Origin of the sequence: Paenibacillus sp. FSL R5-0636 (genome assembly GCF_037974255.1) — a bacterium.
Classification (GTDB): domain Bacteria; phylum Bacillota; class Bacilli; order Paenibacillales; family Paenibacillaceae; genus Paenibacillus_AQ; species Paenibacillus_AQ odorifer.
The window spans coordinates 2,952,239-2,978,369 of sequence record NZ_CP150232.1; the positions used below are offsets into that span (position 1 = coordinate 2,952,239).

Genomic DNA, 26,131 nt, shown 5'->3' on the forward strand with positions numbered 1-26,131 from the left:
TCCCTTGATTTCCATATGGATTGACAAGCAACATTCATATTTACATTATGAGACATGCAAATCAAAGTTTCAACTGTTATTTTGAATATTTCAAAATAACTTTATAGAACCAGTATTACCTGTATGCGCTGAATTTCAGATAATATAAGATTGGCTTAGGCCTCCCTCCATGATAATATATAACCGGAATTGTTATTTTGGAGTGGGGGGTGGGGATGGGATGATGTATGCGATATTGCTTATTTTACTTGTGCTTGTGCTGGCAGCAGCGGGATTCCTTGCCTACCAGAACAGCAAGTTGGTGTCTAATCAGAAGAAACTCGGTACTGCATCAAGTGATCCTTCCCTTATGTATTCTATCTTTGACCAATCTAGTGCAGCTGGTGTTGAAGAACCTGAGGCCATTCCGTTATTTCAATACACTGTATTTGCGCGGTCGAATGGAGCGGTTGTTGTGAACAAGCCTGTAGCTATGATTATTCTGTGCAGAGTTGCTGCGGGTAAAGGTGATTACTTACTGGCCGATGTTGAGCGTAATATGCTTGACAAGATTAGTAGGCCAATGCCTTTGAATGCGTATTCTGAGCATAAAGCCTACTTACACAGGACGGCTAATCACACAGAAAAAGAGATGGTTCTCAATCTAGAGGATGCAGTGAATTTACAATATACATAGAGTAGGGTGAAAGATATTGATTTTTTGCTCTGCGCAAAGCATAATACAAATTTGGATATAAAAAAGAATCAAACAGCCGGAAGCAATCGCGTTTTATGTTAAACACAGCTTCAGGCACATTGATTGTTAAAATAATGGATGCCAGTCAGCACTTAGGCATGATATTTCCCTACGGGTGCATTAAGCACCCATTCCAGCATCATGATCATATCTTCAACTCTAGTGAGCTGAGTTTGTAGGTTATCTTGCTGTGGACTGTCTTCTGTTAATGAAGCTAATCTTGATTCCAGAGATCTGCGCTGCAGTGTCAATTCGTTGATTTTAGATTGAATTTGGTTTTCGGTTCTCATCCGGAATCCTCCTGAACAATAGGTGATTTCAACATCATCATAGATCATTATAACGGATAACATGGGGGTAATAAAATGAGTATCAATGTTAAACAATTAGCCGCGGAAAAAGCAGTGGAATTTGTAAAAGATGGCATGAAGATCGGCCTTGGCACTGGCTCTACTGCCTATTGGGCGATCAACAGACTTGGTGAGCGCGTCAGTGAAGGTCTAAAGATTACCGCTGTAGCAACCTCCCGTGCTTCCGAAGAACAGGCGCGTGAACTTGGGATTCCAATCGTAGCTTTTGGAGATATTGATAGTCTGGACCTGACCATTGACGGAGCGGACGAGCTGGATAGTAGTCTACAGCTTATTAAAGGCGGCGGCGGCGCGCTGCTTCGGGAGAAAATTGTTGCGAGTAACAGTACTCGTATGATCGTTATCGCCGATGAGAGTAAAGTGGTAAATACACTCGGCAAATTCCCGCTGCCTGTAGAAATTGTTCCTTTTGCATGGGAATGGACTGTGGCTGAACTTGCCAAGCTGGGTTGCAATCCTGAATTGCGTCGTAGTGGAGAAGAGCTGTACAAGACAGATAACGGCAATTACATCGCAGACTGCCGGTTCGAAGCGATTGAGTCCGCACCGAAGCTGGCACTGGCCATCCAAAGTATTCCGGGAGTTGTAGAACACGGCCTATTTATCGAAATTGCAGCTATGGCTATTGTGGGTAAAAAAGATGGAAGCATTGAAATTATAGAAGTTAAACCGGGCAATTGATCGTTCGTAGATCTAGAGAATCTAGCAGTTTACGGAAGCTGAGAGCATTGACACGGATAGGGCTGACTCTGTATAGTGCTACTGTTATCTATTGGATGTTCATCGGTTTTGGGCGTGAGATTCATACAGGTGGCCCGCTTCAGTACAATTTGATCCCATTACGTACGGTGTCACTTTATTTCGACATGAATAACGGGTTATCGCTGATCAGCCGGTTTGTGAATCTGCTTGGAAATGTTGTTGTGTTTATTCCATTTGGTATACTAATTCCACTTGCAAAGACACGGCCAATTTCTTGGATAAGAATCTCTTTATATGCTGTTCCTTGCATCCTGCTTTTGGAGTCTCTGCAAATGCTGCTGCATGTGGGAAGCTTTGATATTGATGATTTATTGTTAAACATGTTAGGGATATGGACAGGTTACGGTATGTTTCGAATCGGGTACAGAAGCAACAGAGAAGGAGGAATGTGAACAATGTTGGTAGATCTTAAATCCCTTATTGGTTCGCCTGAGGTGAACGAGCTGTTGACGTATGCGGTCATTGATGACCCCAACGCTTTGGAGCAGACTTCGTCTGAGTACAACGAACAAGCCGGGCTGCAGTTATATGGCTGGGAAGAAGAAGAACTCCTGCTTGGTCTTGTAGGCTTCGAAGAAACCGAAGACGGTTCTTTGGACATTCGGCATATTGCCGTATTGCCAGAGAATAGAGGGAAAGGTTATGCACGGGGGATGATTCTGGAGCTGCTCGCTTCTCGTCAGCCGCGTTATCTGGTAGCTGAGACTGAGGATGAAATCGCCGCAGATTTTTATCGCAGTCTAGGTTTCATGGTGTACAGCTTAGGAGAGAATGCAGCCGGAATTGAAATGTTAAGATGTGTATACGAAGTTGAAGAGACCGAGGATGAGGACTAAAAAGTCTTTGGAGGTCATAAAATGGCAGGTCGGGAGAAATCTCGGCCTGTTTTTTTGTGCATTTCGCCTTTAAATGCCCGAAAAAAAGCCAATTGACTTTTATAAAGGCAGGTATTATAGTTTGACAATGAAACTGTTCGACAGTTGAACTATATTTTGGAGGTAGGAAGCTTTGGATAACGAAGTGCAACATTGGATCAATCGCTACATGGATGCTTATTTGATTGTGACCAGACAAGTAGCAGCAAGAATTAAAGATAGTATTGCTGCGGAGACAACAAATGATCAGTATCAAATTCTTCGGTTGATTAATGCTCAGGAACAATGTACGTCTACATATCTTGCTGAATCTTTTTGCGTGGGTAAAAGCTCCATTACAGCAATCATCAACAGATTGGTGCATGCGGGTATTATCGAGCGAACTCGTGACGAGAATGATCGCCGCCAGGTGTATTTATCGATGTCTGAGCACGGGAAAAGAGTTTTTGAAGCAGCGGAGACGCAGGTACATGAAGTGATTTCCCCGTATTTGTTTCATTTTGAAGAGAAGGATATTGAAATGTTCGTCATGATGTTCGAGAAGCTGGCGAATTTAATTCAGAATGATGATGGAGGGAAGAATCCATGAAGACGATTCTAAAAGCAAGATGGGCGGTTATCGCAATCTGGCTCGCTGTGGCCGTAGTTTTGGTCATGACGGCCCCTTCGTTCTCTGATCTTGTACGTGAGAAGGGGCAGGTTACTGTACCTGATGGCTATTCCTCTTCTAGAGCGGCAGAGATCTTAAAGGAAGCGGCGAATGACAAGGGCGGAGAGACACTGCATCAGGTAGCTCTTGTATTCAATAATCCTGAGGGAATCGGAGCCGATGAAACAGCCAGTATCCAGCAGGGTGTTGAGAAGTTGGCTGCGAATAAGGAGACGCTGCAGATTGGTTCCATCACCGATCCTTTTTCACAAAGTGAACTTAAGGATACGTTGATTGCCAAGGATGGCAAGACGATTATGGTGGCTTTGTCTATCAAAGGCGGAGGAGAGTCTGTCACCGCACTTCCTGATAAAGTGGATGAATTACTCTCAGATGTTAAGGCGGATCATTATTTAACCAGTGAGGGTCTGATTACTGAGGATATGATTGCTAGCTCGGAAGCCGGGCTTAAGAAATCGGAATATATTACGGTAGTATTTATTTTACTTATCCTGTTCGTGGTGTTCCGTTCGTTCGTGGCACCGTTTGTTCCGCTACTGACCGTAGGACTCAGCTATATTGTTTCTCAGTCTGTTGTGGCTTTTTTAGTAGACCGTTATGATTTTCCATTATCTACGTTTACTCAAATCTTTATGGTTGCGGTCATGTTCGGGATTGGTACGGATTATTGTATCCTGTTGATCAGTCGTTTTAAAGAAGAAATGATGACAGCAGAAGATACCAAAAGTGCTATTATTGCAACCTATCGTAAGGCTGGCGGGACGGTGTTCTATTCCGGACTTGCGGTATTCGTAGGTTTTGTAGCGATTGGATTATCCAAATTCATTCTGTATCGCTCGGCGGTAGCCGTTGCCGTGGGGATTGCGGTTATGCTGCTGGCGCTTGTAACCATTGTTCCATTCTTTATGGCGGTACTTGGCAAAAAGCTCTTCTGGCCTTCACGCGGCAAGCTGGAGCACAGTGAGAGCCGTATTTGGGGAGCAGCAGGTTCTTTTTCCTTAAAAAGACCATGGGCCGCGCTGCTAATTGTTGCAGTAATCGTAGCTCCGTTCCTTGTTACCTATAGCGGAAAGCTGTCCTTCAACAGCTTGGAGGAAATTGGCTCAGAATATGCCTCGGTAAAAGGATTTAACATCATTTCGGATAGTTTCGGGCCGGGTGAATCCATGCCTGGCAAGATCGTAATCAAAAATGATGACCGGATGGATACTTCAGAATATCTTGGACTTGCAGAAAAAATCAGCCGCGAGCTGGAAAAAGTGGACAGCGTAAAATCGGTGCGCAGCATGTCTCGTCCAACGGGAGAGCTGATCAGTGATTTCTTAATCCCGAATCAGGTGGGGACTTTATCTGACGGTCTGGATCAGACCAGTGAGGGACTGACCAAGATTCAAACGGGATTGTCTGAAGCAAGTAAACAGCTGAGTGAAAATGCACCTAAGCTTACAGAGGCTGCTCAAGGCAGCGCTAAGCTGACGGAAGGCACAGCAGAGCTGAAAGATGGTATCGTCGCGTTAGGTGATGGGCTGGCACGTATTGAGAACGGAATAAAAACCGGCTCAGCAGGTGCAGGAGAGATCAAAGCAGGACTTCAACAGGCAGCTGCTAGTGCTAAGCAGCTTGCGGATGCCAATACGAAGCTGCTGGAGGGCTATAAAAAAATCGGCAGCGGTTTAACTGCGTTGGATCAAGGGCTTGGGCAGCTTCCGCAGCAGCTGCAAGGTGTGGCAGAAGCATTGAAGGGACTGGATGGTTCTTTTACGGGTCTTGAGAGCAGTTATCCGGAAATTCTGCAGGATGTTAATTACCTGACGATTAAAGGCACCGTAACGCAGAGTGGTACTGGGGCAGCGCAGCTGGCGGCGGGTCTCGGGCAGATCTCAGAGCAGCTTAAAGGAGCAGCAGCAGGCTTAAACGAGGCGAATGCTGGTTATGCCAAAGCTTCGGCAGGGCAAAGCGCACTCGCACAAGGTTTAGCTAAGCTCGTTGCGGGCATCGGTCAGCTGCAATCTGGGCTGGAGCAAGCCGCAACAGGCCAAGGACAGATCGTAGATAAAATTCCATCCATTACTAGTGGCCTAGATCAATTGCAAGGCGGACAGCAGCAGCTTGCGGATGGTTTTGGTCAATTAACAGGGCAGATAGGAGCCTTAACTACTGGATTAAGCGACAGTGCAAACGGCTTGAAACAAATTACCAGTGGGCTGGGTTCCGCACAAGATTATTTGAATCAGATTCAAGCGGCTAAGGATGATGAGCTGAGTGGATTCTTTGTACCGGCTGAGGCTCTTGAAGCTGAAGGCATAGAGCAGGTATTCGATACCTACTTGTCTGATGACCGTAAGGTGATGACGCTGGATGTGGTATTCACTGAGAATCCATATAGTTCAGAAGCTATCGACAGTGTTGATGATATTCAAGCAGCAGTAGATCGTGCAGTGAAAGGAACGAAACTGGAAAATGCGGAGTCTGCAATCAGCGGGGTTACAAGCAGTCAGAACGATTTGCGTAATATTTCCAACGAAGACTACACACGTACAGTAATCTTAATGCTGGGTGGGATCTTCATCATCTTGGTGTTGCTGCTTCGTTCAATCGTAATGCCGATTTACCTTATTATTTCTCTTTTGATTACTTATTTTTCGGCATTGGGTGTTACAGAGGCTATATTCGTTCACCTTCTGCACTTTGAAGGGATTACCTGGACAACGCCATTCTTCAGCTTTGTTATGCTGATTGCGCTTGGTGTAGATTATAGTATTTTCTTAATGGCCCGCTTTAACGAATATAAAACATGGGATGTTCGAGAAGCGATCCTGCATGCCATGCGCAATATGGGAACAGTCATTCTTTCAGCGGTAGTTATTTTGGGCGGCACCTTCGCATCGATGTATCCTTCAGGCGTATTGTCGATGATGCAGATTGCAACAGTGGTGCTCGTAGGGTTGGCCTTGTATGCGCTAATCTTCTTGCCATTTTTTGTCCCTGTTATGGTACGGATCTTCGGCCGTGGGAACTGGTGGCCATTTGCGGTCAAACAAAGTGGAGAACCCACTAAACAAGATGTAAACATGTAATCACTCTACACAGCAAAAAAACCTCTAGTGTTCGCCTAAATAAATAGGCGGCTAGAGGTTTTTTGGTTGAAATATAAGTGCAAAGGTTATTTCATCTTGGCAAAAAAGCTACGTAACGCCCAGCCGCGTTCTTGCCGTTTTTTATATTTGGGTAGCGAACGGTAGATGGCGGTGGATTCGTCGAAAGCACGTTTAGCATCCTCAGTTCTGCCCAGTGCTTTGTACATGGAGCCGGCTAAATAATAGGCTTCACTAGAGGAAGACTGAATCTCTTGAAATTGAGTAACGTAATGCAACGCTTTATCGTGATCTGTATGGCGAAAGGTTTCCGCTAACCGAAGATATGGCTGACCATATTGGGCCTTTCGGTTGATTTCTAGACCACGAAGCATCTGATCTTCGCCTTCTTCCAAAGCGCCCAGCTTAAGATTCACATGACCCAGCTCTACCCAATATTCGGCAGACTGTTCGTAACGGTCTTCGATCTGTAGCAGAATATCTTTGGCTTCCTTATACTTTTTACGTTCTGACAGATTCCGGGCTAAATCAAATTTAGCAGAAACATCATTTGGATTCAAAGATACCGTTGTGCGCAGCTTGGAGATTTGCCGCACTCGTTTGAAGGGCTTTGTAATACTAGGGAAGATCCCCACGTATCGCCGATCTAAGAAATACAAGATAACAAGCAGGATGAATAAAGCCAGAAAAGGGTTGCCCACTAATCTGAAAAGCATCATAATACCTATAAATTTAAGCATGATTTCCCTCCATGATCATTTGGTTCCGGTATTGCGGTTGAATAAGAGCAGATCTAAGGCAGCGTAATTATATCATAATTCAAACCAATCTGAATCCCGGGATTTAAGATAAACTACAACTTTTGTCAGCTTTATAGCGTCTTAGTGTAATAGAAATAATAATTACAATAATATCATAAGAAGGGAAAATCAAGATGCACTTATTTGCAAGGAAGCTAAGGCTGCTTAGTTTGTTGGTTTGTTCAACTCTGGTGACTGCATTGTCTGTCCCTCAAGTTATAAGTGCAGCTCCATCACCTGCGAAGTTGAGTGGGATTAAGGAGATTGTTGCTTCGCCTGGTTTCTGGGGTGGAAGCTCCTTCGCAGTGAGAACTGATGGAACTGTTTGGTCATGGGGGAGTAATGTTTTTGGTCAATTTGCTAATGGTACCGCCGGGCCTGAGGGTTGGACGATTACTCCCCATAAAATAGCTGGGCTTGAACATACGAAACAGCTGGCGATCGGCGAAGCGTACTATGTAGCGCTGAACGATGACGGCACGGTTAAGGCTTGGGGAGATTATCGGGATAAGAGTGTTGCAGAAGCTGGCAATGGGGCAAGTGCTAAACAACACAAGGTTCTGCTTCCTCAAGGGATCTCTGGAATGACAGATGTGGTTAGTATAACGTCAGGATTGCATAGTGCATTAGCTTTGAGAAACGATGGAAGCCTTCTCCAGTGGAATCCTCCAGAAGCTTCAGATGTGGGCTATACAGAGCTGCCTGCTGCCACTAAGGTACAGGGTTTAAGCGAAGTGGAGTGGATCGGAAGCAGTATTTATCATGCCGCCATTCGAACTAACGGTACCCTGTGGATTTGGAGTGCTATCCCGCAAACAGAGAACACGAACGTGATGAAGAAACCGACCCCAGTTAAGGATTTATACCATGTGAAGTCTGTTTCCATGAGCGATCGCAGTATACTGGCTTTAACCGAGAGCGGGAGCGTCTGGGGAACAATTGACAGCAATAATTATAACGAAGTCACGATGAGCAAGATGCCCGGTCTTACGGATATTGTATCTGTCCAGACGAAAAACGGGTTCAACCTTGTTGCCAATAAAAAAGGAGAATACTGGGTATGGAAAGCTGGTACCTCACTACAAGGTCTGCAAAAGATTACAGCCGTAAAATCGATCTCGAAACTTACGCTGGATTTAGGCAACTTTGTAGCTGTTAAAAAAGATGGCACCGTGTGGACTTGGAGTACCCAACCTACAACCGACAACCGTTTGGTTTTTACGCAGCCTAAGTTAATAAAAGGACTAAGTGATCCTGTTTCTTTTGCCAAGGGTGAGAATAGTAAGTATGCAGTCCTGAAGGATGGTACAGCTGTGGCTTGGGGAACGAATATGTTTGGTCAACTCGGAATTAGTGCTGTTGATTCACGTCCTTTTGCTATATCTCCTATTTTAAAGCCTGTTACTGTAATTGTAGATGGTCAAAAAATTGACTCCGTACAGTCCGCTATTTTTAAGGATGGTAGTGTAAAAGTACCGATTAGGGATGTAGCAGAAAGTCTGGGATATACCCTCTCTTTGGAGGGGGAACTGACGTTGACGAAAGCTGGGAAGAAAATTTCATTACCGTCAGCAGAATCCATTAAAGTAAGCTATACTTCGCTAGTTCCAGCAGCAGCTTTGGCTAAAGCTCTAGGTCTTTCTGCGGAGTGGAATAGTACGCTGTACCAATTAACATTACAGACAAAAAGATGACTTTCATTTAACACCTATATTAATATTCTGAGGTACAATAAGTGAATTAATCTCAATTGCACCATAATAACCAGTCTGGAGTGATAGGAATGGCTTTTACAATATGCGTGTTTGCCGGATCGAATCCAGGTCTTAACTCTGAATATACGGAAATGGCTAGGGAATTAGGTTATCATATAGCGGCACAAGGCTGTAGGTTGGTCTATGGAGGTTCGCGGAATGGCCTTATGGGACAGGTTGCGGACGGGGTACTTGCGAATGGCGGCGAAGCTGTAGGAATTATGCCAGTGGATCTTTTTCAAGATGAAATCAGACACTCCGGATTGACGAATTTGATTGAGGTCTCCAGTATGCATGAACGTAAGGCGGTAATGAGCGGTATGGCGGATGCTTTTATTGCTTTGCCGGGAGGTCTTGGAACCTTTGATGAGCTGTTTGAAATTCTGTGCTGGATGCAGATTGGTATTCATCAGAAGCCTATAGGGCTGCTGAATGTTCGAGGTTATTTTAATCCACTGCAAGCCTTGATTTCACATAGTGTGGCTGAAGGTTTTGCACCAAAAACTGCACTCCAAATGCTGCATACGAACTCAGATCCCGAATATTTGCTTGAACTGATGCGCGGTCGGATTGATCATAGTAATGAAACGAAGGGGAAAGCAAGGTTCCCGTCACAACGCTAGATTCAAGGTTTCCACTGCTCTAAGGTGCGAATAATTGGTTTAACACACTATTCACAATAAGGACGCAAACACTTCACGGTGTCTACGTCCTTATTTTTTATTTTCTTTTTGTTAAATCATTCAGTAATAGGGGGAAGGTTTATGATTCGAAAATTAGGCTTTGCGGCTGACGACCGTCTGTTAATAATTAATGCCGACGATTTCGGAATAACTAAAGGAACTAATGAAGCTATTGTTAACTTATTTGAAGGAAAAGCTATAACATCTACATCTATTATGATGCCTTGCACAGAATCAAGTGACGCTATGAAGATAATTAATTGGAAAGGAATAAAGAATATTGGAATTCATCTAACGCTAACGAGCGGCGAGAAATATCCGTATCAACCAGTATTCAAAGAAAAAATCTTGAGTAGCTTAATTACGGATGAAGGGTATTTTCATCAAGATGCCACTCTTCTGGAAAGAAACGCTGCTGATGACGAGATTAGAATAGAGTTAGAATCGCAAATCCAAAGTGCAATCGTACAAGACATTGATCCAACTCATCTGGATAGTCATGGGGGGAGTATTATGGGGTTATACACTGGGCGAGATTTTTTAGAAATAATATTTGATTTGTGTGAAAAGTACCGCTTACCCTTTAATTTACCTATTAGGATATTAGAACAACCCTTTTTTAATAATGATCAGTTGAGATTGTTTCAAAAAAGAATTTCTTCAGCAAAAGAAAGGGGGATTTTCTTAATCGATGATATAATTTCTCTTCCTTACTGTTTTTACCCTGCTGCGGAATATAGCAAAATGAAAATGAGATTAACTGAATTGTTAAAGAATTTAAAACCTGGAATAACACAGTTAACTATACATCCATCTAAAATAACAGATCAATTAATAGCAATGACGAAATGTTATACAGAAAGAGAATTGGAATATCGTCTTCTAAATGATATTGAAATTAAGCAATTGATTATCAATGAGGAGATTAAACTTATTTCGTGGAAAGACATACGTGATTTACAAAGATGTATTTAGCATATTGTAAAGAGTGCACTTTTTCATTTTTTAATATGAATCTGATAAAACTGTTTAAATTTTGGCGAAGCTGGGTAAATAAGCCGTAAGTAATTAAGCAGAAATGCAAAATTCAGGAACATCACGGAAGGAGGTTGAAATCCAATGAATGTGATCGTACATAATCTTATGGCTTACAATCATCAGTTTTTTAGACCTCAACCCGTGGTCAATCCCAAGCAAGGGAAAGCAGACAAGAAGAGAATGAGTTTCCAGGAAGTTCTGAATGAGAAAATGAAAGTGTACAGCACCTACAACAAAAATTAAGTATGAAAGCTATAACCTATGTTTGTTAAAGAAAGCCGGAACGCGATGATCTTAGAGATCATTGCATTCCGGCTTTCTTTAGGGTCTGACCTCAAAAAATTCGCAGCTCTTGCGAGAGTAGTAAGTCAGATCACTAACTCTAGATTGAATAACAACATCGAAATCAGTGAAGCGGACAACGGTAGCTCCTGAATTTACTAAATGATCGTCCTGAAATACACGAACAGGTAATTTGCGGTCAACGGCTTCTTGGAAATCGCTGTCGGTTAGCAGCGGGCGATTAATTGGCATGGGGAATAACTCCTTTGATCATGTAATGAAGTAAGAAATAAAAATAGTATACCTGCGGAAGCACAAGAAATCCAATTTAAGATGAAGTACATGTATCCTGTGAGGAACATAATTGGACAAAATTCTATACTCCCTCCTTAGCAGGTATAGGCCTGTACGAAATATTTGTTTGAGCTTTTCCGCGTTTCGTAATTATTTCCACCATAAATCGGAAGTTTACCTCCTCAAAAAAAGAATTTAAACCCTGTACACTAATTCTTGTAAGAGAAACCTTTGAAAGGGGTACAGGGGAATGAATAAAGTAAAACACTTGGCGCTATCGTTAGTCGCTATCATGCTCGTAGGTTCACTGGCAGCATGCGGAGGCAACAACGCCGAGAACAACAACACATCGAACAAAAATACAGGTAACAACGCAGCAAGCACTAGTGAACCCACTAAAGATGAGGGAACAGAACCGGCTGAGAAAATCGAACTTTCTTTCTGGACGCTGGGCAACGTGAACTACGAGGATTTAGCGAAGGAGTACACTAAGGAACATCCAAACATTACGATCAAAGTGCAAAATACCGGTGACCAAACCGCTCACCATAATAATTTGACCACTGCTTTGTCGGCCGGATCGGGTGCACCTGATATTTTCCAACTTGAAATCGGTTTCATGGAACGTTTCATCAACGCTCAGGACAAGTTCTATAACCTGAATGATCTGGGTGCCAAAGATATTCAAGCCAACTATCTGGATTGGAAATGGAAACAAGCATCTTCCGTAGATGGCAGCTTCCAGCTGGGTCTTCCAACAGATATCGGCCCAACGGTCGTATATTACCGCACAGATTTGGCTGAAGAGGCTGGACTGCCAAGTGATTCCGAAGGATTCGGCGCTGCTATTGATACTTGGGATAAGTTCGCAGCTGTTGCCAAAGCTTTCAAAGAAAAAACAGGCAAACCATTTGTAGACCTTACGGATCTTACCTTTAATGCTTTGCGTGACCAATCTGCTGATGAAATCTATTTCAGCAAAGCTGATGGCAGCTTTATTGGAGATACCAATCCGCAAGTCAAAAAAGCTTATGATTTCACGGTTAAAGGTATTCAAGAAGGCTGGATCAGCAATGTTATGCTCTGGTCTCCTGAATGGGGTCAAGGTATGAACGACGGTTCATTTGCAGTAGTTATGGGACCAGCTTGGATGGCAGGAAATGTTAAGAGTAATGCTCCAGACTCCTCTGGGAAATGGAAAATTGCTCAGCTCCCTGAAGGTGCTGGTAACTGGGGTGGTTCGTTCCTGACGCTGCCAAAAGAAGGAAAACACTCGAAAGAAGCTTATGACTTTATCGCATGGATGGATAACAAGGAAAACCAACTGGAATCTTTCAAAACCAAAGGACTTATGCCTTCCATTCCTGCCCTGTATGAAGATCCTGCATTCGTAGATTTCAAAGATGATTTCTTCGGTGGACAACAAACCGCTGTAGAATTCGGTAAAGCAGCAAACCGGGTAAAACCTGTATACTACGGTCCGCTTCATGACCAAACCGATACTTTCTTCAAAAACGCATTGAAAAATGTGTTGGAGAAAAAAGCAGATCCGACCAAAGAATGGAACGAAGCAGTAAAACAAGCGAAAACATTGGCTGAACGCAGCTAAGATTTCAAGCTTTTGAAATTCAATTTCTAGAAGGTCCGGATTCATAGAGTGAAACATTCTCTGTGAATTCGGATTTACACGTTAGATTACCTGGAGGTGTGACATGGCACAACCTGTTATTTCAAGTCCGCATGCCGAGAGCAAGCGCCGCTTTTTAACTGAACAAAGAAGGAGCCGCATCACTGCGTACACATTTATTTCGCCCTTTTTTATTCTGTTCTCGATATTTGGACTATATCCGATCTTTTTCACGATCTATCTCTCGTTCTTTAAATGGGATGCCCTGAATCCTATGAAATTTGTAGGGTGGAAAAACTATGATCTGGTCACAAGTGATCCGACTTTCTGGATTTCTTTTAGCAACACTTTAATTATGGGCCTTATGGGTACTGTTCCACAGATATTACTAGCTCTATTGATTGCTGTTTTGCTGAATTCAGCGATGACTCGCTTTAAGAAGACTTTCCGGGTTTTATTTTTTATGCCTAATATTACGTCTATCGTTGCGGTTACGCTCGTGTTCAGTACACTGTTTGGCAACAACGGAATGATCAACTGGATTCTAAACGGCTTGGGATTAGATAGTATGGCCTTCAACTCTGGTTGGTGGGGCGTTAAAATCGCGATTTCTACGATGGTAATGTGGCGCTGGACGGGGTATAATGCCATTATTTTTCTATCAGGATTGCAAAGCATCCCTACGGATCTATATGAAGCGGCTCGTATTGATGGTGCGAACAGAAGACAACAGCTAACGTTTATAACGTTACCGCTATTGAAGCCATTCATTGTATTTGTTACCTTGCTTTCTACTATAGGTGCCTTGCAGCTGTTCACTGAGCCTTATGTATTTTTGGGCCAAGCGGGAACTGGATCTACACGTCAGGAAGGAATCACTATGGTTACTTATTTGTATAGCGAAGCATTCCGCAACGGATTTTTTGGTACGGCAGCAGCTACGGCAGTCTTGCTGTTCCTGGTCACGATTATTTTCTCTGTCCTCAATATGCTGGTCTCAAATCGCATGGGTGGAGATACGGGAGGGGGTAAAGCGTGAGTACGCTGCGTGTATTTAAAAAAGATCCGGATGATCTAGGGATCATCGGCAAGTTAGGATTTTATCTATTGCTGATTGTTGGTGCGCTCGTGTCCATCTTTCCTTTTTACTGGATGTTTGTAGTTGGCACTAATGACAGAGGCGCAGTATTCCATGTGCCACCTTTACTTACGGTTGGAGACCAGTTTTTTGAGAATTTTCAGCGGGTACTGGACAAAACAGACTTCTTTCAAGCCTTGGGCAACTCTTTATTTGTCTCATCTATGGTTACAATATCAGTCGTGTTTTTCTGTACACTGGCAGGTTATGCCTTTGCCAAATATGAATTTCCGTTTAAAAATTTTCTGTTCTACTTTGTAATTGCTACATTATTTGTGCCACAGCAGCTTGGTGTATTACCTACTTACGTAATTATGGCCAAGCTCCACTGGATAGACTCCTTCAAGGCACTTATTGTTCCGGCGATGGTTAATGCTTTCGGGATCTTCTGGATGCGGCAGTATATCACTACAGCTGTACATACGGAATTGATTGAAGCAGGTCGGATCGATGGCGGCGGACATTTCCGGATCTTCTGGAACATCGCTATCCCGGTCATTACTCCAGCTATGGCAACACTAGGTATCCTGAACTTTATGACCGTTTGGAATGACTTCTTCTGGCCTTTAGTGGTACTGAAGAATCAAGAGCATTTCACAATTCAAATTGCGCTCCAGCAGCTGTTCTCCAATCGCGATGGTCTAGACTACGGAATGATCATGTCAGCAACATTTACGGCAACCTTGCCACTGCTGATTGTATTCCTGTTATTTAGCCGCTGGGTGATTGCTGGACTTACTTCTGGAGCTATTAAGAGCTGATCTTACTTTTTGATCTTTACAGGGAATAGGCGGTTTTGTGAAGAATACTAGAGGACAGAGACAGCAGGGGGAAGGGGAATATCATGAAACTCCGCCGTAAAATCTTGTTCGCTATTATTCTTCTCGTCTTTATTCCGGTTATCCTGATGGGGATCGTCACTTACGTTAATTTTTCTAATGCAATGGAGAAAAAATCAAGCAACTTCTACTGGATTTCACTGCTTGAAACGGATCGAAAGCTTAAATTCGCGCTTAGTGAAATCACCTCGATCACGAATTCAAAAATTACGCAGCCGGTTGTTCAGCAATCACTGAAGCAGAAGAACTTTGTAATCACTTATGATCGAAAGCAAGAGCTTAGCAGTTATCTTATTGATCATCCGATGATTACTTCATTTAGTTTTTATAGTAAAGATCGTTTAATTTATCAATACAATGCATCGATGTCCTTTGAGGACTTAAAGAGACAAAGCTGGTTTGACGCGATGGTAGGCGCCGAAGGGCGGCCCGTGTGGTCAGGACCGGGAGAAAATGGCTCGGAGATCTCCGGCAATCCGGTACTTGTACAAGCAAGAGTAATCAAAGATTCATATTCTCTCGAAGATATCGGATATCTGGTTGTTAATGTAAAACCTGATTTATTGGATCAGATTTTCTGGGAAGCAGCAACCCTCAAGAAGGGGGATATTTTGCTGGTCAACAAGCTAGGAAATATCGTTTTTAATAAATCCGGTGAACATATTGGACAACGCACAGATTTCCCCTTTTTACAAAATGATTATGCTAAAGAACATGACTATTACATCGACAACTATCAGGGGGAAAAATCACTTATAACCTTCCTACCTTCTCATAATGCAGCCTGGTATTTAGTAGCCATTACACCTATGAATCTAATCTCGTCAGAATCTGTATCCATCCGAAATATTGCGATTATTTTAAGTACTGTTTCGCTGTTGTCCGCCATTTTGTTCGACCGCTATTTCGTACGGAGGCTCGTTCATAGTATTAATAGTGCGGTTAACGGGATGAAGCGGGTGAAGCAGGGGATATTTACGCCGATCACTACACCCTATCGTGCTGATGATGAAAGTGATTTGCTGATTGATGGCTTTAATCGGATGAGTACGCAGATCAATGAGCTGCTTGTGCAGGTGGAGACTGAGCAGGGACGTAAGAAGGAAGCAGAAATGCAAGCGCTAATGGCGCAGATTAACCCTCATTTTATTTATAATTCACTTGAATCGATTAATTCGATGGCAGTGCTGCAAGGCAATAAAGATATTAGCAAAATGGTCATCTCACTCGGCAAGCTGCTGCGAATCAGCATCAGTCAGAATCAGGAGCTGATTCCGCTGCATATGGAGTTCGAACATGTCCGTCATTATTTGGATATCCAGAAGTTTCGTTTTGAAGATAAATTCTCGTATATCATAGATCTTTCGGATGGTCTTAAGACGTTCATGACACAAAAGCTGATTGTTCAGCCGATTGTTGAGAATGCGCTGTATCATGCGATTGAGCAGATGGAGGACCCAGGGATCATTGAGATTACGGCCTATGAAATGGGCACGGATATGATCATTATCGTAAAAGATAACGGCCCCGGCTTTGACCTTGCCAAGATGATGAGTCTTTGGGATAACGAGGGAAGTGCTCAGAAGAAATACAGTGATAGCGGCGTGGGGCTTAAAAATGTGCATGAACGCTTGAATATTCGATTCGGCAGTCCATACGGCATACTAGTGTGTTCTTCCCCCGGCTTTGGTTCAACCATCCGAATCCGAATACCAAAAATACTGCCGTAATCGACCGTGCGGAAAGAAGGGGGAGATTGTTATCAAAAAATGGTTATTGAAATGGGGCTGGATGTGGTTATATCTAGTGCTGATTTCGGGTGCTGTTTTATTTATAACTTTAGGAAAGCAAGAACCCATTGAAGATGATTCACCAGAAAAAATCACATTAACTTTCCGTCATTTCTGGATTAAAGAGCATGATCGGCCATTGTTGACTATTTATGAAGATATCGTGGACAAATATCAGTCAGAACATCCAAATGTGAAAGTTAACTTTGAAGGTTTAGATCAGACGTTGCACCGTGATCAAAAGCTGAAGAACGAGATGGTTACTGGCACCCCGCCAGATATGTTTGTTTTGTTCGGTGGAGCGGAAATTGAGCCATATGTGCGCTCTAAGCGCCTGATTGATCTGACTGATTTCGTCAGGGAGAATGCGCTGACCAATCAATTCAAGGATCTGGATCTCTGGACCTTTGACAACCATATTTATGGCTTGCCTATTGAAGGGAATGCTGAACCCTTATATTTTAATAAAACCATATTCGAAAAGCTGGGTTTGAAGCCGCCAGAAACGCTGCAAGAGCTTGATGCTGCCATACTAAAGCTGAAGTCGGCAGGGTATATTCCATTTGCACTTGGCAACGAGGATCGTTGGCCCGCAGGAATTTTTGCACATTATTTAATGGATCGTTATGCCGGCGCCGAGTTGATCGAGAAGCTGATCACTGGTGAAGATCAAGCCAGCTTTCAGAATGAGGCCTATTTAAAGGCTTTTCAGCACTTGGAGCAATGGATTAAAGAAGGTGCCTTCAGCACGAAATCGAATGTGTTATCCACAGAAAATGCGGTGGGACTATTTACGAGCGGCAAGGCTGCGATGTATCTAAACGGAAACTGGGATATCAATTTATTTGCCGGCGCAGCTGCTCCTACGGATTTTCAAAATGAGGTAGGTGTTATTCCTTTTCCCACATTGAAGAAGGGGGAACAACCTTCGATAGCCGGCGGTTATACATTTGGCATCGGCCTTTCCTCCGAACTAAGCGGAGCGAAGCGGGAGGCTGCACTCGATCTCATGAAAGCTTTTTACACCCAGGAGGTTCAGACACGGATTGTATATGAAGGGTTGAGAATTCCGTCCATGCGAATCGCCTTTGATCCTGAGAAGACAGGACCCGTATTCGCGCAAGTCATGAATATGATGGAAGTTAACCGCAAGAGCTTTGTCCCTTATGATAATGTATTGTCACCAGAAGTGAAAAAAACGTTCCTGAGTGTTATAGAACAGATGATTAACGGAGAAATGTCTACTGAGCAAGCGTTAAAGCAAGTGCAGGCATCCTCCATTCAATATTGGAATTTGATCCAAAGCTCAAGTGTACAATGATCCTGGAGGTGCAGGGAATGGATGAGTTACAAGAGAAATATAAAGTAATAATCGTGGATGATGAGCCGATTATTCTTCGTAGCTTAAAAGCAGCCATTCCATGGAATGATCTTCAGATGGAGATTGTGGGAGAGGCACGAAATGGAGAATTAGCTCTTCGCTTAATAGAAGACACTTCACCACATATCGTGATTAGTGATATTCGCATGCCCGTAATTGACGGGATTACGTTGATGAAGGAAGTATTGTCTAAAAATCCGAAGCTGGTGTTTATTTTTATAAGCGGGTACGGAGAGTTCGAATATGCAAGAGAAGCATTACGTCAAGGCGCTTTTGATTATTTATTGAAGCCGATCGATCATGATGAACTGGTTGAAATGTTAAACCGCGCGAGAACCAAGCTGGATGAACAGAAGCAAAATGATCAGCTGATTCATTCTGTGCAGATGCTGTCACTGCTTGCACGTGAACGTCTGTTTGCAGAAATCACTTTGGGAAATGCAAGGCCGCTTGAGCATCTGAAATGGCTGGAGAACAGTGAACTGGAGAGCGGATATTTCATGGCTGTTGTCCAGTTAGATGATTACTCCACACTGAGCAATCAATGGAGTGTAGAAGAAAAACGGCTATGGCTGTTTGCAATCCGCAATATTGTGGAAGAATGGTCACTGGAACATGGAGTGCTGACGGTTTTCCCGTTTCATAATGGAGAGTGGATACTACTGTTCCCTGGATCTTTAAGCGCCAGCAGGAGAGAACTTGGTGAACATTTGATAGCGGGGATCAAGAGATACTCCAAGCAGTCTTGTTCCGTAGGCATCAGCCGCACCACACAAGGCATTGATCAATTAAGTACGGTTTACCCTCTGGCTGCGAAGGCCTTATATCAACGGTTCTATTCGGGTCTTGCCGGGGTCTTTATTGATGAAGAGATATCGTTCCCTAGCAGTAAAGAGGTGAAATACCCAAAAGAGCTGGAAACCGCGCTGATTGAAAGTATACGTACCTTAAATAGAGACCGGATGTGGTCTTTATTTGATGAGCTTGCTTTATTTATTGAGTCACAAGCTGTTCCTAAGGATATGGCTGAACGTCTTCTTGTTGAAATGATCGTTGTTTTGTACAGAAATTATGAGTATTTGAATATAAATTCAGATTGGTCTTTACATGGATTGCTTAGCAAGATGCACAATCTTGGCACTTTAAATGAAGTGATCTCTGCTCTGAAAGAAGAATTTGGTGTGCGATTGGAGCAAGGGAACAAGCCTGTGAATCGCGAGGATACGCGTAGCGCCATCGAGAAAGCGAAACGTTATATTGAGAGTAATTACCATAAAGATTTGAGTATTGAGGAAGTAGCGGAGCTGGCTGATCTCAGTATCAGTCATTTCTGTACTTTATATAAACAAATAACGGGCTATACCTTTTTGGAGTATGTTACACACTGCCGGATGGAGAGGGCGAAGTATATTTTGCAGAGCAGCAACGTAAAAGTGTATCAGATAGCTCCTCTCGTCGGTTATCAGGACCCGCGTTATTTTACACAGGTTTTTAAAAAAGCTAGTGGTCAAACACCAACAGAATACCGAGAAGAGCATACTAAGCAGATCCATTAAAGAGGAGGTAAGGGATGGAATTTCATTTGGAGATGATTGTTAAGTGTTTAACGAACCACAAGCTGCAGAAATATTGGAAAGGGTTCGAGGCTGTTTCTTTTGCATTTTATAATAAGGATAACGTGTATCTGTACAATCATCCCAAATTCAAAACGGTAGGATATCATCCACATTTGCTTCCTTGGAGTAATGAATTCTCAGGAGATACAATCATTTTATATGAGGATCACCCTACAGCCATCGTTAATCTGGAATTACATGAAGAATTCGAAGACTTGTACGCCATTTGTGTACACGAATTATTTCACGGTTATCAATTCCTGATGGGAGATGAACGTTATGCAGATGAATTATTGATGATTACCTACCCTTTATCCCTCGAAAATATGGAATTGCGGATTCAAGAAAGACATCATTTATATCTTAGTGTAATGGCAGCTACTATTGAAGAGCGTAATCAAGCAATGTACAGATTTATTGCCTTACGTCAACAAAGAGAACAGCTGCTCGGGGAGTACGTGCTAAATGAATATCTTATTGAAACGCTGGAAGGACCCGCTTGGTATGTTGAATTAAATGCCTATGCCGAGAAATCCACACTTCCTAATGAGGAGGTATTGCAGAAGTTCAGTTCGTATTTAATAGATGAACTTGAATCATCGGCAAATATTAGAAGAAGCTGCTATGGTTCTGGACTGTTTATATGTTTGCTGCTGGATGAGCTTCGCACCGATTGGAAAGAAGAGTTTATGAAGTCGGTGTTAAGTTTATATGCGTTTTTTAAGCAATTTGTGGATCAAGTCATCATTCCCTTCGAGGAGATATCCATCAGCAAAGAAACGGAAGATATTATGCAATCGGTCAAAACAATCAGGGAGAAGGAATTCATTGATTTTATCAGCCTTGAAGGGTACCACCTGTATATTGAAGGAGATATAAAATCTACGGGTTTTAATCCTATGGGTATTATTGGTGGAGATGAGAAATGTATTCATAAGAATAATTTACGAATCCAAATCAATGATGCGGAGTATTTTCTGGAAAAGCCAGTGATTAGCTACTATACAGCTGACCTTCGAAATATTAATAAACTGCACCTAGTACTAGATGAACCTCCAACTTTTAATAAAGATTCGTTAATCCTTAATGGAATTGGTGAGATCAAAGGTCAATACGAAGTGAAGGAAGATGGATGTTGGCTGCAATGCTGACGGAAATTGATTAGAATGAGAGTATGACATTTGTCATACTCTCTACTTGATGTTTATGACTTATAGGATGATACTTCATCGCCTATACTTAGAGTAGATGAAAAGATCCTTAGCCGGACACATCAAGGAGGAAACGATATAGATGACTACAAAACAGACATCACAGCTCTCCAGCCTTAAAAAGAGTGTAGCCCCTTACGAGAAAAATGACCGCAACGCAAGTATAAGACAGCTCATCAATACTTTAGGACCACTTGTGCTGTTATGGGGCGGAGCTTATTTCTCTTTATCCGTTTCCTATTGGCTCACCCTTCTGTTAGCTATTCCTGCAGCAGGATTTGTAATTCGAACTTTTATTATTTTTCATGATTGCACACATGGATCGTTTTTTAAGAATCGTAAAGCGAATGATATTATCGGAACGATCACAGGTGTACTGACACTGGTTCCTTATCGGCAGTGGAAACATAGTCATTCCATTCACCACGCCAGCTCCAGTAATCTCGATAAAAGAGGGATCGGCGATATTTGGATTATGACGGTCGATGAATACGCAGCAGCTTCCTTCTGGAAACGTCTATATTACCGGATTTACCGCAATCCCATCGTGATGTTTGGTCTTGGACCGATTGCTGTTTTTATGATTCAGTATCGTTTTAATGTTAAAGGTGCTAGACGCAAAGAGCGGATGAATACCTATTTGACGAATATTTCAATCGCAGCCCTTTATGGCTTGCTGATATGGGCTATTGGCTGGCAGGCATTTCTTATGGTGCAGCTGCCTGTAGCATTTGTATCAGGGTTTCTCGGCATATGGTTGTTCTACGTCCAACATCAGTTTGAAGACTCTTATTTCGAGAATGAATCCGAATGGAGTTATGTGATGGCCGCGGTTGAAGGCAGCTCATATTATAAGCTGCCGAAGGTGCTGCAATGGATTACGGGCAACATCGGCTTCCACCATGTGCATCATTTAAGTCCAAAGGTGCCAAACTATAATTTGGAAAAAGCGCATAACGCGACTCCACCGCTACAAAAAGCAACAACGATTACGATTGGTACCAGCTTGAAGGCTCTTCACTTCCGTCTTTGGGATGAGGAAAATAAACGTTTCATCAGTTTCAAAGAGATGAAGTCCATATTAAATAAACCTAAAACAGCAGGCGAGGTCCTGCAAGTTCATAAGCCCAGACTCCAGGGAGAATAATGGTCCACATTGTAATCAAATAGCAGCAAAATGGAAGGTTAGAGCCGGAGAACTCATTCGCGCTCTAATCTTTTTTCTCTTTATCGTTGTGGTTCACCGGATTTTACCGGATTTATGCTAGAATAGGGTGAGTGGCATATGGCAAAAAGGAGAGCGAACATGCAGAAGTGGCATCATATTTTTCATAAAAGTACAGGTCTTAGCCCTTATGTATGGGTCGTATTTTATATTCTACCGTTTTATTTCATCTTTCGGTCCTCCTCTCCCTACCAGGTAGTTTCGGGAATCTTGATGATCGCTGTGTTTTTTGTTTGTTATGTGCTTTCTTTTGTCTCCAAGGGTTGGTTAGTTTATTTTTGGACGAGCGTGCAGATACTTGTCTCTATAACGATGACGTTGTTGTTTGGTTATATGTATTTTGCGCTTTTTTTAGCCTTTTTTATTGGGAATATCCAGAATCGAGTAGGTTTTTTCACCCTATACTCCATTCATTTGCTGACTACGATTATTACGATCAATTATGAGCTGCTGTCGCGTAATCCCGTATTTATCAGCCAGCTTCCGTTTGTGCTTGTCAGTATGATTGCAGTGATCCTGCTGCCAATCAGTACCTATAACCGCAATAATCAAGGGAAACTGCAAGACCAATTGGAGGATGCTAATAAGCGAATCTCTGAATTGGTTAAGCTCGAGGAACGCCAGCGGATTTCACGTGATCTACACGATACATTAGGTCAGAAGCTTTCGTTAATTGGTCTGAAAAGTGATTTGGCAGGAAAGCTTATCGACAGTAATCCGACGCAAGCAAAAGCCGAGATCAATGATGTACGCCAGACGGCGAGAAGTGCACTGAAAGAGGTCCGGGAGATGATTACGCGAATGCGTGGCATTCGCCTTGAAGACGAGCTCGTTCATATTCAGCAGTTTCTTGCGGCTGCGGAGATCGATTATGTTTTGCAAGGCAATCCTAAACTTTCTAACACTTCACTGATTACGGAGAATGTGCTCAGCATGTGTATTAAGGAAGCTGTCACAAATGTTGTGAAGCATAGTAATGCACAGTCCTGCTCAATTATCATCGAACCTACGCGTACAGATCTGATCATTAAAGTGAAAGATGATGGAACCGGCATCCCGGGCAATGATCTTTATTTTAAAGGACATGGGCTGCAAGGCATGCGGGAACGTCTTGAATTTGTGAATGGCTGTATGGATATCGTGCAAGATGGGGGAACTACGATCGTGATTAAGGTCCCTAATGCATTTAAGCATCCGGAACAGGAGGTAACCTTATAATGATTAAGATTGTAATCGCTGAGGATCAGCGGATGCTCCTTGGAGCGCTGGCATCTTTGTTGGATTTAGAAGAGGATATGAAGGTAGTGGGCCGGGCAAGCAACGGGGAAGAAGCTGTAGCGATGGTTCAGCAGCATAAGCCGGATATCTGTATTATGGATATTGAAATGCCAGCGATGAGTGGTCTCGACGCTGCGGAAGCGCTGAAGAATAGCGGCTGCAAAACGATGATATTAACCACCTTTGCCCGTGCGGGATATTTCGAACGTGCGCTCAAGGCGGGAGTTCATGCTTATTTGCTGAAAGACAGTCCTAGCGAAGAACTGGCACTTTCGATACGTAATGTGATGGCAGGCCGACGCATGTATGCACCGGAGCTAATGGATGAAGCCTACAGCGGTGAAGTGAATCCTCTGACTCAGCGGGAGAAGGAAGTACTTGGACTCATTGCCGACGGTAAAAATACAAAAGAGATCGCCAGCCAATTGTACATTACCACGGGAACAGTCCGGAATTACATCTCTGTTATACTAGATAAGCTGGATGTAGGTAACCGCATCGAGGCAATCACTCGATTTAAGGAAAAAGGTTGGTTTAAATGAGCGTGGGTAAGAAACGATTAGTTGGCAGAAGCAGCTTGTAAACGTGAATAGCTAATCGCTGATCGCTAATCGCTGATCGCTAATCGCTGATTGCTAATCGCCAATCGCTGTTTATACTCACCAATCGCAAATAGATGTATTTCCTACAACTATATGCTATAAAATGCTCGGCAGATGCGATTTAGTTGCATTTCTTACATCTAAAAGTTCGCTTAGAGGGCATTTCCATTATTTTTCGGGGAAATAGTTGTAGAGAATGCAGTTAAAGAGTTGTCTAAGCAGAAAATATACTTATAATTGTACTGAGTGCAGCTATTTCTTTTATTCGCACTAATGAAATTCAATATAATCTGCTAAAAATAAAATTTTTAATGTTATTTTGATGTTAACACTCGCCAAATGTTCCCGCGCCGTATATCATTAATTATCGGCCTATTATTCACAATAGGACAGTTAATCAAAAGGAAGTGTATTTTCTGATGTCAAGAAAGCTAAGAGCCGGCATAGTTGGCGGCACAGGTATGGTAGGACAACGTTTTATTGCCCTTCTAGAGAATCATCCTTGGTTTGAAGTAACTGCGATTGCTGCCAGTGCTAGATCTGCTGGAAAAACGTATGAAGAATCGGCCAAGGGCAGATGGAAGTTATCTACTCCAATGCCTGAGAACGTAAAGAATATTATGGTCCAAGACGCTTCTAAGGTAGAGGAAGTAGCTGCGGATGTAGATTTGATCTTTTGTGCTGTAGACATGAAAAAAGATGAGATTAAAGCGCTCGAAGAGGCTTATGCTCGCACCGGAACGCCAGTAATCTCCAATAACTCAGCGCATCGCTGGACGCCTGACGTGCCTATGGTCATTCCTGAGATTAATCCGGAGCATCTTGAGGTTATTGCACAGCAAAGAAAACGTCTGGGAACAGAGACAGGGTTCATTGCAGTTAAACCTAACTGCTCCATTCAAAGTTATGTGCCTGCACTTCATGCGCTCAAAGACTTCAATCCATCTAAAGTGGTGGTCACTACCTACCAAGCTATTTCTGGTGCAGGAAAGACTTTTGCGGACTGGCCAGAAATGCTGGACAACGTGATTCCTTACATCGGTGGCGAAGAAGAGAAGAGTGAGCAAGAGCCTTTGCGGATCTGGGGAAGCGTTGAAGAAGAGGGTATCGTAAAGAGTGAAGCGCCAACGATTACTTCGCAGTGTATCCGTGTGCCTGTAGCGGATGGACATATGGCTGCTGTATTTGTTTCTTTTGAGAAAAAACCGTCCAAAGAAGAGATTCTGAATCTCTGGAAGAGCTTTAAAGGACGTCCTCAGGAGCTTGAACTGCCTAGCGCACCTAAACAGTTCATTACCTATTTTGAAGAGGACAATCGTCCACAGACCAAGCTGGATCGTGATATTGAGAACGGAATGGGCGTATCGACGGGCAGACTTCGCGAAGATGCCCTCTATGATTACAAATTCGTAGGTCTATCTCATAACACCCTGCGCGGAGCGGCTGGCGGTGCTGTGTTGATCGCTGAGCTTCTGAAAGCAGAAGGTTATATTCAACCGAAATAAGTCTATACATGAGCTGCAAAGCTGATGTGAATAGACACCTCATCAAAGCTTAGTCTTTGGTGGGGTGTTTTTATTTTAATTTTACATTTGGTAAAATAAGTTATGGAAGGAGAGGATACCTTTGAATAAATATTTATTAGCTTTTATTTGGTTACCATTAATCCTGTTTACAAGCGGTTGTACATCGTCAGCTCAAGAGGCACAAGAGTATGGAGTGTCATCTATAAATGCTGAAATTCCAATTCCGAAGAATGCCAAAGAAATCGAAGTGATAACAAATTCAAATAACCCTAATATAAAAATTGGAGCAAAGTACGAGTTGGATAATATAGGGGGAGAACAAGGTCTTTATCGGCCTAACAGCTATTTTAATAAATTAAGCGATGATGGATGGATAGAGCTGGAGGACAAGCGGTTAGGGCATGTGCAATTTTTTGAAAAAAAGGACACCGTCATCGCCATCGAAATACATGAGGATAGCTTTGATATTCATGAAATGAATAAAGATGCTAAATTCTAAACAGTGGCTAGTTAGATGAAGCATTTGTTATTACTTAAA

At 42.8% G+C, this 26,131-nt stretch carries 25 protein-coding genes; 22 read left to right on the plus strand and 3 right to left on the minus strand.

Annotation, left to right across the window (positions count from 1 at the left end; genetic code table 11):
* Positions 1 to 220 precede the first annotated feature (220 nt).
* Complete coding sequence (locus MKX34_RS13255) at positions 221 to 676, plus strand: hypothetical protein (protein ID WP_076101672.1); 456 nt, start codon at positions 221 to 223, stop codon at positions 674 to 676.
* A gap of 152 nt (positions 677 to 828) precedes the next feature.
* Here MKX34_RS13255 and MKX34_RS13260 read toward each other — a convergent pair whose 3' ends face one another.
* Positions 829 to 1,026: a hypothetical protein gene (locus tag MKX34_RS13260; protein ID WP_076179013.1), complete on the minus strand. Its 198-nt coding sequence runs from the start codon at positions 1,024 to 1,026 to the stop codon at positions 829 to 831.
* Between the two features lie 81 nt (positions 1,027 to 1,107).
* Between MKX34_RS13260 and rpiA the strand changes: the two genes are divergently transcribed.
* The 5 genes from rpiA (at position 1,108) to MKX34_RS13285 (ending at position 6,491) form a co-directional block, all read left to right on the plus strand.
* Positions 1,108 to 1,788, plus strand: coding sequence for a ribose-5-phosphate isomerase RpiA (gene rpiA / locus MKX34_RS13265; protein WP_143758722.1), 681 nt, complete (start codon positions 1,108 to 1,110; stop codon positions 1,786 to 1,788).
* Between the two features lie 47 nt (positions 1,789 to 1,835).
* Complete coding sequence (locus MKX34_RS13270) at positions 1,836 to 2,261, plus strand: VanZ family protein (protein ID WP_051491448.1); 426 nt, start codon at positions 1,836 to 1,838, stop codon at positions 2,259 to 2,261.
* Between the two features lie 3 nt (positions 2,262 to 2,264).
* The gene (locus MKX34_RS13275; RefSeq protein WP_076297712.1) at positions 2,265 to 2,705 is read left to right on the plus strand and encodes a GNAT family N-acetyltransferase; all 441 of its coding nucleotides are present in this window, start codon (positions 2,265 to 2,267) and stop codon (positions 2,703 to 2,705) included.
* 172 nt (positions 2,706 to 2,877) lie between these two features.
* Positions 2,878 to 3,333: a MarR family transcriptional regulator gene (locus MKX34_RS13280; protein ID WP_036686266.1), complete on the plus strand. Its 456-nt coding sequence runs from the start codon at positions 2,878 to 2,880 to the stop codon at positions 3,331 to 3,333.
* Complete coding sequence (locus MKX34_RS13285; protein ID WP_076213027.1) at positions 3,330 to 6,491, plus strand: MMPL family transporter; 3,162 nt, start codon at positions 3,330 to 3,332, stop codon at positions 6,489 to 6,491. Before MKX34_RS13280 ends, MKX34_RS13285 begins: the two co-directional genes overlap by 4 nt.
* Positions 6,492 to 6,577: 86 nt before the next feature.
* On the opposite strand, the gene MKX34_RS13290 is transcribed toward MKX34_RS13285, so the two are convergent.
* On the minus strand, positions 6,578 to 7,249 hold the full coding sequence (locus MKX34_RS13290) for a tetratricopeptide repeat protein (RefSeq protein ID WP_076183453.1): 672 nt from the start codon (positions 7,247 to 7,249) through the stop codon (positions 6,578 to 6,580).
* A 194-nt stretch (positions 7,250 to 7,443) separates the two neighbouring features.
* On the opposite strand from MKX34_RS13290, the gene MKX34_RS13295 reads away from it, so the two are divergent.
* From MKX34_RS13295 to MKX34_RS13310, 4 genes are all read left to right on the plus strand, one after another.
* Positions 7,444 to 9,003: a hypothetical protein gene (locus MKX34_RS13295; protein WP_076297713.1), complete on the plus strand. Its 1,560-nt coding sequence runs from the start codon at positions 7,444 to 7,446 to the stop codon at positions 9,001 to 9,003.
* Positions 9,004 to 9,092: 89 nt separating this feature from the next.
* Complete coding sequence (locus MKX34_RS13300; RefSeq protein ID WP_036686273.1) at positions 9,093 to 9,686, plus strand: TIGR00730 family Rossman fold protein; 594 nt, start codon at positions 9,093 to 9,095, stop codon at positions 9,684 to 9,686.
* Positions 9,687 to 9,827: 141 nt separating this feature from the next.
* Positions 9,828 to 10,721, plus strand: coding sequence for a polysaccharide deacetylase family protein (locus tag MKX34_RS13305; RefSeq protein WP_076297714.1), 894 nt, complete (start codon positions 9,828 to 9,830; stop codon positions 10,719 to 10,721).
* A gap of 144 nt (positions 10,722 to 10,865) precedes the next feature.
* Positions 10,866 to 11,027 carry a hypothetical protein gene (locus tag MKX34_RS13310; RefSeq protein ID WP_169744764.1) on the plus strand — a complete coding sequence of 54 codons (162 nt, stop codon included), beginning with the start codon at positions 10,866 to 10,868 and terminating at the stop codon, positions 11,025 to 11,027.
* 78 nt (positions 11,028 to 11,105) lie between these two features.
* Here the strand turns inward: MKX34_RS13310 and MKX34_RS13315 are convergent, their stop codons facing one another.
* Complete coding sequence (locus MKX34_RS13315; RefSeq protein ID WP_036686275.1) at positions 11,106 to 11,318, minus strand: hypothetical protein; 213 nt, start codon at positions 11,316 to 11,318, stop codon at positions 11,106 to 11,108.
* Between the two features lie 292 nt (positions 11,319 to 11,610).
* On the opposite strand from MKX34_RS13315, the gene MKX34_RS13320 reads away from it, so the two are divergent.
* The 12 genes from MKX34_RS13320 to MKX34_RS13375 all read left to right on the plus strand — a co-directional run bounded on the left by MKX34_RS13320 (position 11,611) and on the right by MKX34_RS13375 (position 26,092).
* On the plus strand, positions 11,611 to 12,969 hold the full coding sequence (locus MKX34_RS13320) for an extracellular solute-binding protein (protein ID WP_036686277.1): 1,359 nt from the start codon (positions 11,611 to 11,613) through the stop codon (positions 12,967 to 12,969).
* 103 nt (positions 12,970 to 13,072) lie between these two features.
* Complete coding sequence (locus tag MKX34_RS13325) at positions 13,073 to 14,026, plus strand: sugar ABC transporter permease (RefSeq protein WP_036686279.1); 954 nt, start codon at positions 13,073 to 13,075, stop codon at positions 14,024 to 14,026.
* A complete protein-coding gene (locus MKX34_RS13330) occupies positions 14,023 to 14,886 on the plus strand; it encodes a carbohydrate ABC transporter permease (protein WP_038570403.1) in 864 nt (287 codons plus the stop codon). The genes MKX34_RS13325 and MKX34_RS13330 overlap by 4 nt, the downstream gene beginning before the upstream one ends.
* A gap of 83 nt (positions 14,887 to 14,969) precedes the next feature.
* Positions 14,970 to 16,694 (plus strand): sensor histidine kinase, encoded by a 1,725-nt coding sequence (locus MKX34_RS13335; RefSeq protein WP_076297715.1) that lies wholly within the window; start codon positions 14,970 to 14,972, stop codon positions 16,692 to 16,694.
* Between the two features lie 61 nt (positions 16,695 to 16,755).
* Entirely contained in the window at positions 16,756 to 18,075 is a 1,320-nt protein-coding gene (locus tag MKX34_RS13340; RefSeq protein ID WP_076297754.1) for an extracellular solute-binding protein, read from the plus strand.
* Between the two features lie 17 nt (positions 18,076 to 18,092).
* Positions 18,093 to 19,691, plus strand: a complete 1,599-nt coding sequence (locus MKX34_RS13345) for a response regulator (RefSeq protein ID WP_036686284.1) — start codon at positions 18,093 to 18,095, stop codon at positions 19,689 to 19,691.
* Between the two features lie 14 nt (positions 19,692 to 19,705).
* Positions 19,706 to 20,902, plus strand: a complete 1,197-nt coding sequence (locus MKX34_RS13350; RefSeq protein ID WP_076297716.1) for a hypothetical protein — start codon at positions 19,706 to 19,708, stop codon at positions 20,900 to 20,902.
* A gap of 142 nt (positions 20,903 to 21,044) precedes the next feature.
* A complete protein-coding gene (locus tag MKX34_RS13355) occupies positions 21,045 to 22,109 on the plus strand; it encodes a fatty acid desaturase (RefSeq protein ID WP_036686288.1) in 1,065 nt (354 codons plus the stop codon).
* A gap of 159 nt (positions 22,110 to 22,268) precedes the next feature.
* The gene (locus tag MKX34_RS13360; protein ID WP_036686290.1) at positions 22,269 to 23,405 is read left to right on the plus strand and encodes a sensor histidine kinase; all 1,137 of its coding nucleotides are present in this window, start codon (positions 22,269 to 22,271) and stop codon (positions 23,403 to 23,405) included.
* Positions 23,405 to 24,007, plus strand: a complete 603-nt coding sequence (locus MKX34_RS13365; RefSeq protein ID WP_036686291.1) for a response regulator transcription factor — start codon at positions 23,405 to 23,407, stop codon at positions 24,005 to 24,007. Before MKX34_RS13360 ends, MKX34_RS13365 begins: the two co-directional genes overlap by 1 nt.
* Before the next feature lie 479 nt (positions 24,008 to 24,486).
* Positions 24,487 to 25,572: an aspartate-semialdehyde dehydrogenase gene (asd, locus tag MKX34_RS13370; protein ID WP_038570412.1), complete on the plus strand. Its 1,086-nt coding sequence runs from the start codon at positions 24,487 to 24,489 to the stop codon at positions 25,570 to 25,572.
* A 121-nt stretch (positions 25,573 to 25,693) separates the two neighbouring features.
* Positions 25,694 to 26,092: a hypothetical protein gene (locus tag MKX34_RS13375; RefSeq protein ID WP_076297717.1), complete on the plus strand. Its 399-nt coding sequence runs from the start codon at positions 25,694 to 25,696 to the stop codon at positions 26,090 to 26,092.
* Positions 26,093 to 26,131 lie beyond the last annotated feature (39 nt).